Annotated in this window: 12 protein-coding genes; 1 reads left to right on the forward strand and 11 read right to left on the reverse strand. The window is 38.9% G+C overall.

Going from position 1 to position 12315, the window contains the following annotated elements:
• Positions 1–2: 2 nt before the first annotated feature.
• From uvrB to ABDZ91_RS03105, 3 genes are all read right to left on the reverse strand, one after another.
• A complete protein-coding gene (gene uvrB, locus ABDZ91_RS03095) occupies positions 3–1985 on the reverse strand; it encodes an excinuclease ABC subunit UvrB (protein WP_343796253.1) in 1983 nt (660 codons plus the stop codon).
• Between the two features lie 187 nt (positions 1986–2172).
• Positions 2173–2421 (reverse strand): CsbA family protein, encoded by a 249-nt coding sequence (locus ABDZ91_RS03100; RefSeq protein ID WP_343796255.1) that lies wholly within the window; start codon positions 2419–2421, stop codon positions 2173–2175.
• Between the two features lie 118 nt (positions 2422–2539).
• Complete coding sequence (locus ABDZ91_RS03105; RefSeq protein WP_343796257.1) at positions 2540–3001, reverse strand: cupredoxin domain-containing protein; 462 nt, start codon at positions 2999–3001, stop codon at positions 2540–2542.
• Positions 3002–3322: 321 nt separating this feature from the next.
• Here ABDZ91_RS03105 and ABDZ91_RS03110 point away from each other — a divergent pair, with 321 nt between their 5' ends.
• The gene (locus tag ABDZ91_RS03110; RefSeq protein WP_343796259.1) at positions 3323–3466 is read left to right on the forward strand and encodes a hypothetical protein; all 144 of its coding nucleotides are present in this window, start codon (positions 3323–3325) and stop codon (positions 3464–3466) included.
• Between the two features lie 37 nt (positions 3467–3503).
• Here ABDZ91_RS03110 and ABDZ91_RS03115 read toward each other — a convergent pair whose 3' ends face one another.
• The 8 genes from ABDZ91_RS03115 to ABDZ91_RS03150 form a co-directional block, all read right to left on the reverse strand.
• Entirely contained in the window at positions 3504–4034 is a 531-nt protein-coding gene (locus ABDZ91_RS03115) for a spore coat protein (RefSeq protein WP_343796261.1), read from the reverse strand.
• A 118-nt stretch (positions 4035–4152) separates the two neighbouring features.
• Positions 4153–6036: a PTS fructose transporter subunit IIABC gene (locus ABDZ91_RS03120; protein ID WP_343796263.1), complete on the reverse strand. Its 1884-nt coding sequence runs from the start codon at positions 6034–6036 to the stop codon at positions 4153–4155.
• A 5-nt stretch (positions 6037–6041) separates the two neighbouring features.
• A complete protein-coding gene (pfkB, locus tag ABDZ91_RS03125) occupies positions 6042–6962 on the reverse strand; it encodes a 1-phosphofructokinase (protein WP_343796265.1) in 921 nt (306 codons plus the stop codon).
• Positions 6959–7711: a DeoR/GlpR family DNA-binding transcription regulator gene (locus ABDZ91_RS03130; protein WP_343796267.1), complete on the reverse strand. Its 753-nt coding sequence runs from the start codon at positions 7709–7711 to the stop codon at positions 6959–6961. Before ABDZ91_RS03130 ends, pfkB begins: the two co-directional genes overlap by 4 nt.
• A gap of 170 nt (positions 7712–7881) precedes the next feature.
• Entirely contained in the window at positions 7882–8742 is an 861-nt protein-coding gene (locus tag ABDZ91_RS03135) for a DUF5700 domain-containing putative Zn-dependent protease (RefSeq protein WP_343796269.1), read from the reverse strand.
• Between the two features lie 14 nt (positions 8743–8756).
• Positions 8757–9518, reverse strand: coding sequence for a hypothetical protein (locus tag ABDZ91_RS03140; protein ID WP_343796271.1), 762 nt, complete (start codon positions 9516–9518; stop codon positions 8757–8759).
• A gap of 199 nt (positions 9519–9717) precedes the next feature.
• Positions 9718–10356: a response regulator gene (locus ABDZ91_RS03145; protein WP_425541783.1), complete on the reverse strand. Its 639-nt coding sequence runs from the start codon at positions 10354–10356 to the stop codon at positions 9718–9720.
• Positions 10343–12202: a GAF domain-containing sensor histidine kinase gene (locus ABDZ91_RS03150; protein WP_343796274.1), complete on the reverse strand. Its 1860-nt coding sequence runs from the start codon at positions 12200–12202 to the stop codon at positions 10343–10345. Before ABDZ91_RS03150 ends, ABDZ91_RS03145 begins: the two co-directional genes overlap by 14 nt.
• Between the last annotated feature and the right edge of the window lie 113 nt (positions 12203–12315).

Below are 12315 nucleotides of genomic sequence, written 5' to 3' on the forward strand. Positions count from 1 at the left end.
AATCATCCTTCCGCTTTCAGCTCTAGTAATAAATCACGAAGCTCTGCAGCTCTCTCGAAGTTGAGGGCTTTTGCAGCTTCTTTCATTTCTTTTTCCATGTTGGCTATTACTTTTTCTCGCTCTGCCTTCGTTATTAACTTTGGCTTTGCAGGTGTTTCTTTGTATTCTGCAGGATCTTCTGCAGCATATGTTGCACGAATGACATCGCGGATTTCTTTTTTAATCGTTTGAGGAGTAATTCCGTGTTTTTCATTATATTCTTCTTGAATGGAACGTCTCCGCTTTGTCTCTTCAATTGCGACTTTCATTGAATCCGTAACTTTATCTGCATACATAATGACGTGACCGTTCGCATTACGTGCTGCGCGACCAATCGTTTGAATTAGAGAACGCTCTGAACGTAAGAAGCCTTCTTTGTCGGCATCTAAAATGGTCACCAGAGACACTTCTGGTATATCCAAACCTTCTCTTAGAAGGTTGATTCCAACAAGAACGTCATAGACGCCAAGTCTCAACTCCCTAATGATCTCAATTCTTTCTAATGTTTTTACTTCAGAATGTAGGTAATTGACCTTTATTCCGATTTCTTTTAGATAACGCGTAAGATCCTCTGACATTTTTTTGGTCAAAGTGGTGACAAGCACTCTTTCATTCTTCTTCACGCGCTCTTGGATCTCACTAATTAAATCATCAATTTGACCTTCGATTGGACGTACATCTATTGTAGGATCTAGGAGACCCGTTGGACGAATAATTTGCTCAATCATTTCTGGACTATGTTCTTGCTCATAAGGACCTGGTGTTGCGGAAACATAGATTGCTTGGTGAACTCTCTTTTCAAACTCCTCAAAACGAAGAGGTCGGTTATCCATAGCTGAAGGCAAACGGAATCCGTGGTCTACCAGTACTTTTTTCCTCGCCTGGTCCCCATTAAACATGCCTCTAACCTGAGGAAGCGTCACGTGCGACTCATCAATGACTAAAAGAAAATCGTCAGGGAAGTAGTCTAATAAAGTATAAGGCGTAGACCCTGGTGGTCGTAACGTTAAATGACGCGAATAGTTTTCAATTCCTGAACAGAATCCCATTTCACGCATCATCTCAAGATCATATTTTGTTCTTTGTTCTAATCGCTGTGCCTCTAAAAGCTTGTTTTCTGAGCGCATATGCTCAAGCTGTTCTTCAAGCTCTTTTTCGATATTTTCAATGGCAATTCTCATCTTCTCTTCGCGAGTTACGAAGTGGGATGCTGGGAAGATCGCAACATGATCGCGGTCACCTAATACTTCTCCAGTTAACGCATCCACTTCACGAATTCGATCAATCTCATCACCGAAAAATTCTACGCGGATACAATGTTCATCTTTAGAAGCTGGGAAAATTTCTACAACATCTCCACGCACCCGGAAGGTTCCACGCTTAAAGTCGATATCATTTCGATCGTACTGTATATCTACGAGTTTACGAAGTAATTGATTCCGTTCAATCTCCATCCCTAGTCGAAGTGATAATACAAGTTCACTATATTCTTCAGGAGAACCTAAACCGTAAATACACGAAACACTCGCGATAACAATGACATCTTTGCGCTCAAATAAGGCAGATGTCGCGGAATGTCGCAGTTTATCGATTTCATCGTTAATACTTGCATCTTTTTCTATAAAGGTGTCCGTTTGTGGGACATACGCTTCTGGTTGGTAGTAATCATAGTAGCTGACAAAGTATTCAACGGCATTATTCGGGAAAAACTCTTTAAACTCACTGTACAACTGACCAGCCAACGTTTTATTGTGAGCAATCACAAGTGTTGGCTTGTTTATTTCCTTAATGACATTGGAAACAGTAAACGTTTTACCGGTCCCTGTTGCACCAAGTAAGGTTTGGTGAGTCTTTCCTTGACGGATGCCTTCCACTAATTTTTTTATCGCTTCAGGCTGGTCTCCTTGGGGTTGATACTTAGAGACGAGCTCAAATTGGTCCTTCATACTGACAAGCCCCCTACCCTTTCACATTTGCGCATTATGTAAAACGAGCATATGTTCCTTTCTTTTACATACTTATCATTCTACCACAATACATACAGAAATAACCAGAGGGAATGCGAATAAATGTTCGGTTTTTTCGATTATGTCCATATAAATAAAAAAAGCCCTCCACAACTGTGAAAAGCTTCTACCCAGATTCTTCTTTAGATTTTGTTTTTAGATTCCGCAACATTCTTCTTGAATACCAAAAGCCAAACGTCAATGACATGGCATCAATAATGTTCACATACCATGTGTGTGTAAATCCTTTGTAAGCCGATGCCGTAATTAAAGCAACCGTTATAATGAGCGCAACAACCGAACTGTACGTTACTCTTGCGAAAAGAATGACTAATAGTGCAGGCAAAAATATAGCAGCAATGACTTTATCAATCATAAGCAGGTCCTTTCCGTATCATCAGTTGCATCTTATTATAATGGTTTTCATTTCTGTTTAAAAGCAAGATATAGATGTAAAACAGGGTGGAAGCGCGGCCTCCACTGTTCTGCAACGGTTAGTCTACATAAATATATCCAATCATCGGAGCTTGATGGTGCTCACCTTGATGAATGGTACAGACGATTTTATAAACGCCTTCTTTATCAAATTGGAGAGGTACTACTGTTTCCTCACCTTTCTTGACAGTCCCTCTTATATCGGTACCCTCAATATAAAATGGATGTTCAGACCCGTTAATTCCATAAATCTTCAGGTTCACCTTTTCCCCTTTTTCAATAAAGATAGAACCAGGATCCCAACGATACGCATCCATGGTCTTTCCATTCTCCATCGTCATCGTAAACTCAGCGGTAATCATGTGAATATCTCGAACATCCTCCGACTTGGAATCCTGCAAAAAACCAAACGCTGGCTCACTCTCTGTACTCATAAAATACAGGAACCCTCCAATTAAAACAACAACAAAGAGCGCTAGCCATGTGACTATATTCTTCTTTTTCACCACAATAAACTGCATACCTCATCCTCCTAGACATGTACTAGTACAAGCATATGCAGGATAGTAGGGGGAACTTGTCTGTTTTTTAGGAAAAGTTTGGGGGAAATTATTGTTATGGTTATTGAAACCGGCATTTCCATTTAATTATGAAGTTGGTAGCCAGCTTTTAATTCATTTGGGTTTAACACTTAATAGCTTTGCGTGAAAATGTAACGAAGTGAATTGAAACAGAACTTCACTCTATTGCTGGATTAAATAGGCAGAATATTTGATTATTTACCCAACCCTTGATAAAATGTAAATGTAAACGTTTTCATTAGTGAGAAAGTAGGGATTCCCGTGGTTACGAATGAGACGAAGCTACGAAATGAAGCCTATGAAAAGCTTTTTGGAAAACCGAAAGAAACGGCTGAACCTGGAGACTGGGTCGCCAATTACAGCATGGTATTACTCGCTATCTTGATTTGTTTACTTTTCAATTGACTATGTATGCTCTCTTCTTTTAGAAGAGAGTCTTTTTTTACGCTTTGATATGGTATAAATCCTTAAAGTATTGAAGTGTTTTCATTTGCTCTTTTTCAGAAGCATCCGGCGCAAAACTCCAACCCATTTTTTCCATTATATCCTTATACATAAATTCAATCTCTACTTGTTGCAGGGCCATTTCAAAATGGATTTGTTTGACTTTTTTCGTTTCCATCATTAGAGCTGACATAAAGTTTGTGTTTGCCATATTCTTGGTTGTGTTCACCATTTCTGTTGCGATATCACGGTCATGAATAGAAGGTTCGAGCTCCCAATTTGTCCAGCCAGCCATACTTTGCCTAAAAGAATCTATATTAGGCAGCATAACTTCTCCCGTATAATGGGGATCAATTAGCTGAAGCATCACAACTACATGGCTTTTCATTATTTCATATTGAAGCTGGAATAATCTCTTCAACTCTTCGTGTTTTACTAAAGATTGATACAGCTTTATTTTCTTAAGAACGCCTTTATGAACGGTTAAATGTTCAGACATTAACCCTAAATCAATAGCTTTAATTTTCACAGACTCACCCTCCTGTTTCACTTCTCTTTAGATACCCTATGAAACGGAAGCTTGTTCGGTTATTTCCTATTTATCTCAAAAAGAAAAGACGTTCCTTTAAAAGGAACGCCCCACTCATTTACTTCACTTCTTTTTTCAACAACCCGACCATAATCGCCGTAACAAAGGAACCTATTAAAATTGCTAACAAGTATAGGAACGGATTACCTTCTACAATCGGAATAACAAATGCACCACCATGTGGAGCTGGTAGACCTACTCCAAACAACAGTGTTAACGCACCAGCTACTGCAGATCCGACAACAGCTGAAGGAATGACACGAGCTGGATCCGCTGCAGCAAATGGAATCGCTCCTTCTGTGATGAAGGAAGCTCCCATGACGTAGCATGTTTTTCCTGTTTCTCTTTCAGCCTTTGTAAATTTACGTTTAAAGAAAGTGGTAGCAATCGCTAATCCTAGTGGAGGCACCATTCCCCCTGCCATAATCGCAGCATGGGGTGCAAAGTTACCCGCGTCAATCATCGCAATCCCGAAGGTAAACGCTGCTTTGTTAATAGGACCCCCCATATCAATGGCCATCATTCCACCTAAAATCAAACCAAGCAGTACTAGATTTCCAGTACCAAATCCACTCAACCATGATTCTAATCCATTATTAATGGCTTTCACAGGTTCTACAACCACGAACATCATGATTAGACCTGTTATTAAAATTCCAAACAAAGGATATAAAAGTACGGGTTTAATCCCCTCAAGAGACTGAGGAAGTTTTGCGAACGCACGCTTTACACCTAGTGTCACGTAACCCGCTAAGAAACCGGCAATCAATCCACCTAAAAACCCTGCATCACCTGAAGCTGCCATTAAACCACCGACCATACCAGGAGCAAATCCAGGACGGTCTGCGATACTAGAAGCAATGAAACCAGCTAGCACAGGAATCATAAGTGCAAAAGCATTACCGCCACCAATGATGCTCAAAGCTTCTGCAATTGGATGATAGGAAGGATCATTCGGGTCTGCCGCATTGATTCCAAAAATAAAGGAAATCGCAATCAGAATTCCTCCACCAACTACAAATGGAAGCATATTAGAAACACCATTCATTAAATGCTTATAAAATCCGCTTCTCTTTTCTTTTGGTTGTTCATCCGATTCCGAGCTCGCATTTCCATCCGCATGGTACACAGGAGCATCTTGCTTAACTGCTTTTTCTAAAAGCTCCTGTGGTTTACGAATCGCTTGCGCAACCGGAACTTGGATTACATTTTTTCCATTAAAGCGTGCCATCTCAACACTCTTATCCGCTGCCACAATGATAGCTGCTGCCGATTTGATATCTTCTGCTGTTAGTTTATTTTTGACACCACTCGAACCATTCGTTTCAACCTTCACATCAATACCCAGTTCACTAGCTTTTGCTTTCAGAGCATCTGCTGCCATGTATGTGTGTGCAATACCTGTTGGACAAGCCGTAACTGCCAAAACTCTACCTTTACTAGATGAAGTAGATTCCTCTTGAGTTTCCTCTTCGTCTCCTTCCTGCTCTGCTTCTTTTTGGTCAATCGCTGCCAAAATTCCATCCACCGATTCAGCTTTTAATAGAGTTTGACGGAAATTAGTATCCATTAAGAATGAAGACAAGCGAGACAGCGTTTCTAAGTGTGCATTGTTTGCTCCTTCACTCGCTGCAATCATAAAGAATAAATGTGCTGGCATACCGTCTAGTGATTCATAGTCAATGCCATCCTTAGAACGACCGAAAGCAATGGCTGGTGTTTGAACTGCACTCGTTTTGGCATGAGGAATCGCAATTCCTTCCCCAATTCCTGTTGTGCTCTGTGCTTCTCGGGCAAGAATAGCCTCTTTATATTTTTCTTGATCTACGAGTTTTCCTGCAGAACCAAGTTTTTGTACGAGTTCATCTATAACATCTGATTTTGATGTAGCTTCTAAATCTAGCACAATCGTATCAGCTTTTAACAATTCTGTTATTCTCATCGTTGCTACTCCTTTTCAATCGTTTTTACAGCGATTTGTGGCAGTAATATTTCCATCTCAGACTTTGTACATAAATCTTCTGAGAAAGCGGTCGCACTTCCACAGGCAACCCCAGTTTTAAAGGCATGTAATAAATCACCAGTTTCAACAAAGGATGCTAAATATCCAGCTACTGTTGAGTCGCCAGCACCAACAGAATTTTTCAATTCTCCTTTTGGAACATTGGCATATGCAATTGTTTCTTCGCTAACCAGAACAGCACCTTCTCCGCCAAGCGTTACCAGTATATTAGTAGGACCCAAATCTAGCAGATTTTCAGCATATTGAAGTACATCTTCTTTAGAATGAATCTCTACCCCTAATAAATCGCTTAATTCATGGTGATTTGGTTTTATAAGAAAAGGTTTATATTTCAATAGATTCTTTAACGTTTGACCACCAGTATCTATCACAAAGCGAATGTTGTTTTCTTGACAGAACTTCGCGATTGTTTCATAAAATTTAGCTGGCAACGAAGGCGGTAAACTTCCGGCCACGACTAAAATGTCATCCTGAGTAAGAGAAGCTAATTTATCCAAAAGCTGTTGCTGCATATCTTCTGAAATATTGGCCCCTTGTCCGTTAATTTCTGTTTCTTTTTCTGCCTTAAGCTTTACGTTCACTCGGGTTGGTTCATCGTGTTGGATAAAATCTTGTGTGATTCCATCCCGCTCCAGAAAGTCCTGGATAAACTTGCCTGTAAAACCGCCTACATACCCTAGAGCAACATTGGGAACCCCTAGATTTTTTAATACTCTTGAAACATTAATCCCTTTACCCCCTGGGTAAAAAGCTGTTTTTTGGGCGCGGTTGAGTTTTCCTAATGAGACTTCTTCTATTTCGACTAAGTAATCAATAGAAGGGTTCAACGTACATGTGTAAATCATGATGTCACAACCTTTATTGTTGTTTTCTTGAAGTAGCTTGTTAGACTTTCCTCTTCAATTGAATCCGTTAAAATAATGGCATCCTTAATGTCCGCAATTTTTGAAAAAGTGACCTCTTGAAATTTTGAAGAATCAGCCAAAACAAAAGCGTCTCTGCTCCCTTTCATCGCGAGCTGTTTAACAGCTGCTTCTTCAGGGTCAGGAGTGGTATAGCCATAGTCCTCATGAATCCCATTAACACCGATAAAACTTTTATCAAAACGATAGGAAGACAGTCCTGCTAAAGCTCCACTTCCTACCAGGGCTTTTGTGGTTCTTTTTATATATCCACCGATTAAGTAGGTATCAATTCCTTGTTCAATCAGTGCGTCAAGGTGTGTTAAACCATTCGTCACCACTTTAATGTGCTGCGCCTTAATAAAGGGAATCATTTGAAGAGTAGTTGTACCAGCATCTAAATAGATACAATCCCCATCTTCTATAAGAGAAGCTGCATATTTTGCAATGATTTCTTTTTCCTTTAGGCGTTGCGATGACTTCTCTGAAATACTTTGTTCAATCCCTTTTTGATGCAGTAAAGAAGCGCCTCCGTGAACGCGCTTTAGCTTTTGCTCATGCTCCAGTTGACTTAAATCTCTGCGAATTGTTGACTCTGATGAGGAAGTAGCTTCAACAAACTCCTGTAGTTTAACTACTCCCTTATCTTTTAATAGGTTTAAAATAATTCTATGTCGATCAGGGGTTAGCATATAGCATCTCCACCCTTTGTCCTATATTGTTTACTTTACATATGATATCGGAAGCTCTTTCAGAAATCAATCATTTTCAACCAAATCTAATCATTAACATTCAATTTCGGTCATAAAATATACAAAAAAATCCGGCCACCTAATAGTAGGTGAACCGGATTTAGAAATTTTTATATAACCTGCTCTCGAAGCCATTCACTAATAACAGACTCCAAATCTTCAGATGTCCACAATGTAATAACAGCCTCTTTGTTGCGCTTCTTTACATAGTCCTGCACAAAGCATGTTCCTAAGTAATAGCCTAAACGATTGAAGCCAAAATAGCTTCCACCAGACAGTCGGAACCATTCCCGCTCTTTGTCAAAACTCCACTGTCCCGCATCCTCCAAGAAACGTTCCGCTATCTTCCTATGATTCTCTTTACAAAATTGAAGCCATTCGTCCCCTTCGTCATCATAGGAAAAATAAATAGATTCGTTTTGACCGGAATTGGCTGTTAGCATGGATAAATAGGTCGCGATTCCCTCACGATATAATGAAGTTACACCATGCTCCCAATCTACCTCCGACCACTTGATCCCTGCCTGATCACTCAAATAGTTGTGATAAATGTGGCCAATTTCATGAGCAACAATCACCTCAAGGTGGGCGGGGTCACTAGAAAGTTTTTCAATGGCAAAGTAGACATCTCCAATGATTTTTCTTTCAACAAATGCATTGGAACCGTAGCCTCCTACAAAAATATGAAAATTAAGGTCTAATTTTGTTCCAAAAAGGACTTTAAACCGGTCCATGACGCTCTCGATTATAGTAGGCAACCGGTTTGCAACCAGCTTTAGCTCTTCTATTTGTGATGGATATCTTTCAATCGCAGCTGTCAAACGTTCTTCCGTTTTCGGGCAATGATACTGAAAATACTCTTTAAAAATATCAGGATATTGAGCATAGTAGGTGTCTAAATCCTGTAAAGATAAGCAATCTACTTCCTTATACAGTTCAAAAAAGGAATCGGCTGCGTTTTGAATGTGCATAGTATAACTAACTCCTATCTACTGAGTTTTTTATATACTTCCAATGCTTCACTTAAGAATGTGCGATCATAGCCTGTTTTTTGGTGAATCCGTTCCACCCATTCTTCTAAACTGTCTAGCTTTGAATCTGGAAACAAACCTTCCGTAGTACTTAAGAAGCTTTCCCAGTTATAAAATTCCCAATGAGCGGTCTCGTTTTTATAGGGAAGTCGACATTCTAAGAGAGGACGTCCCTTAATTAGATGTTGGCAAGCCTCGGCCGCCTTCATGAATACCGTCATCTCAATAGGCTCTGTACTATAGGTTTGTTTCGAAACTTTCCCATTTGGACGATGGTAGTAGACCTCTATATCCTGACCAACCGTCTTCACTTGAACATTAGCACCAGGGAAAAATCCGCTCACAGGCTTATCTGTGTATTCTTCACTCTCTGAATCTATCAAAATAGGAAGGAGCCATTGGTCCCCTAAATCACATAGGTAGCGCTGCCCCTTATCATTCACGGCAATGACACCAACGTGTGCTCGTTCATTATCAATATCGTGACCAATCAAGTAAGCTTGAATTCCCTCTCTCTTAAACTCATCTAGCAACCAAATCGCCAAGTCAAAGCAATTCCCTGCAATTCCATACTGCTCACGATGTTCTCTCATAAGTTCGACACTTCGTTGCTTCGGTCCACTAGTTCGATGATAATACCAAGCTTTCGTTAATGTTTCCATGGGAAACTGGTCGAATTTTTTCCATACTTTTAAAATGTCTGATGTGGGATGCATGGTCGTCCTCCACTAGCTTTTACCATTATTATACAACAAACGTTTCTGCTTGAGTTATGAAAAAGTGCTTAACTAATAAACAGAAAGTTAGTAGTTTAATGATCGAAGAGATTTTAGTACTTTCCTTCATGATTTTAAAAAATGCCTGCATCAACATTCAGATGGGCATTTTTTCTATTCCTAACTCATTTGTGTTAGTTTATTTAGTATTTGGAAGTGGTACTATTTGGTTCTTTACTGCATATATCACAACTTGAGAACGACTTTTTACATTTAGTTTCTTGAATATTTTACTTACATGTATTTTTACCGTTTTATCACTTATAAATAAGCGGTCAGCAATCTCTTTATTGGAAAGACCTTCAACTAGGCATTGCAAGACTTCTTTTTCTCTTTCCGTTAAAATCGTACTCTCTTCTTCTGGGTTACCTTTCTGTTGGTGAAAGTTCAACAGTTTTTTTGTCATAGTAGGATGAATGACAGACTCACCGTTTGCTACTGTTCGGATTGCATCAATCACCTGTTGGGATGGAGCATCTTTTAATAAATATCCATCAGCCCCTTCTCTGATAGCAGACATGAAAAACTCATCATGGTTATGCATGGTTAATATTAGTACTTTGGTAGATGGGTAATTCTTTTTCAAAAGGCTGGTCACTTCAACACCATTCATCTTTGGCATATTAATATCCATAAGGACGATATCCGGATTGCAATCCTTAATCTTTTCCAAAGCATCTTCTCCGGAAACTGCTTCACCCACAACTCGGATATCTTCCTCAGCTTCTAACAGGTTCCTTAAACCATCTCTTAAAATAGCATGGTCATCCACCAACATGAGATTGATCAAAATCTACTCCCCCCTCTATTCCCATTTTCGGGACTGTTAATATGATTTCAGTTCCTTTACCTGGCTTACTGTCAATTTGAAGTGACGAGCCGATTCTTTCTGCCGCGTCATTCATCTGTAATATCCCAAAATGCGGCTCCTTTTGTGCCTTTAGCATAGCTTCTAATAATGAGAAACCGACGCCATTATCTTTAATCTTTAAAATGATGGTTTCTTTTTGGTAACTTAGTAGAATTTCGACCTTAGATGCTTTTGCGTGTTTCACAATATTTTGGACACTTTCTTGAAAGGTTTCAAATAGAATTTTTTCTACCATGGAACTTATAACTTCTGTTTTACCTCTTTCCTCAAATGTGAATTCAAGTCCTGTTTCTTGTTCAAATACTCTAATTTTATGTTTTATAGCTGATTGGAGTCCTAATCTTTCAGTTGGATTTGGCTGGAGGGCATAGATAGATTGTCTAACTTGTTTCAAGCTTCCTCTCAATTTTTCAATGCTATCAAATACCATATGTTGAGATTCCTCTGGTGACTTCTCCCATTTTCTTTGTGCTGTTTCCAGCTTCATTAAAGCACCAGCTAATGTTTGAGCAATACCATCATGAATATCCCGAGCAATTCGATTACGTTCCTCCAATAGAGTTCTCTTCTCTTTCTCTGATATAAGAACCTTGGTCTTAATCGTGACCGCTAATTGATTGGCTAGAGTTAAAATAGATTGAACCTCTCCATGATTAAAGCTTTTCGTTCTACTTCTTGCTACGACAATGACACCTATCGTTTCAGAATCTATGACGAGAGGAGCAAAAACGAAACTCCGTAGATCCGAATCAAAGCATTGTTTTACCGGAATATTTTCCTTTTTACTATCCTTTATAATAATTGGTTTTTTCATACTCTCGAATAATTGAGCCATTTCTCTCTGCAGGTCATGGTTGGGATAGACCCTTCCCTTATGATAACTAACATTCCATTTTCCATTTTCAGCTGTCCATAAAAGAATTCCTTCAACATCAATGAGTTCATGAAAGCTATATTTAAGTGCATCTACCCAATCTTTTGTGGGTAGCATTTTATTTAAAGTTGAGGTTAATGAAAATAGAGCCTTTAAACGGTTTCTTTCTGTTTTTAGTCGAACAATGACTGAACTTAAAAGCGAAAGCCCTACAAGTGGAGAGAAAAAGAAGAAAAATGAAAAAACATCAATTTCACCCCGATTTTGGCTTCCAAGGATTAGAAACAAACCGCTGTAAACAAATGATATGATTCCACTATTAAACTCAGAAAATAGCTTTTGTTTCCACACACGAAACGGATACGGTTGTGGTCTTAGCAAAAGAACTAAATCCACTAATAAATTATTAAAAAAGTAAAAAAGGATGGATAGAATAAAAAGTTCACTTAGATTCATTAAAATTCCATGAGTGCTAGTTACAAAAAGGGGTTGGAGTTTTTCAGCGAGTACTGCAGAAATAGCAAAACTTATGACTAATTGTGCAGGATTAAAAAAAGAAATCCTAAGGGGTCTGCGGTCCACAATATTAACAATAAAAATAACCAGCGCGTAGGTAATCATAGCGGAAGAAAACCCGAATACTACATATAAAGAAAAAACTATAGGAAAACTAATGGATGTATATCCTTTCCAAACAGGCATGGGATACAGCTCACAAATGGCCATAAATACAATCAAAAGGCCAAATATCCATGGATCCCAAAGAGAATCTAATTGAAAAGCTTGTAGAAAAACAAACATCCAACCAACAATAGAAATGAAGTATAAATAAATTTTTGCTGGTTTTTCCGTTTTTGGAAGAACTAGAATTTTTTTCATACTATCCTCCCCATTATTATATTTGCCGAAATATTCTTTAATCTTAATCCTACCTGAAATGATCCTTAAATTAAAGAAAAACCCAAACTGGTCAAATGACTGTGCCACTAACC

The organism is Bacillus carboniphilus, assembly GCF_039522365.1.
Taxonomy (GTDB): Bacteria; Bacillota; Bacilli; order Bacillales; family JC228; genus Bacillus_BF; species Bacillus_BF carboniphilus.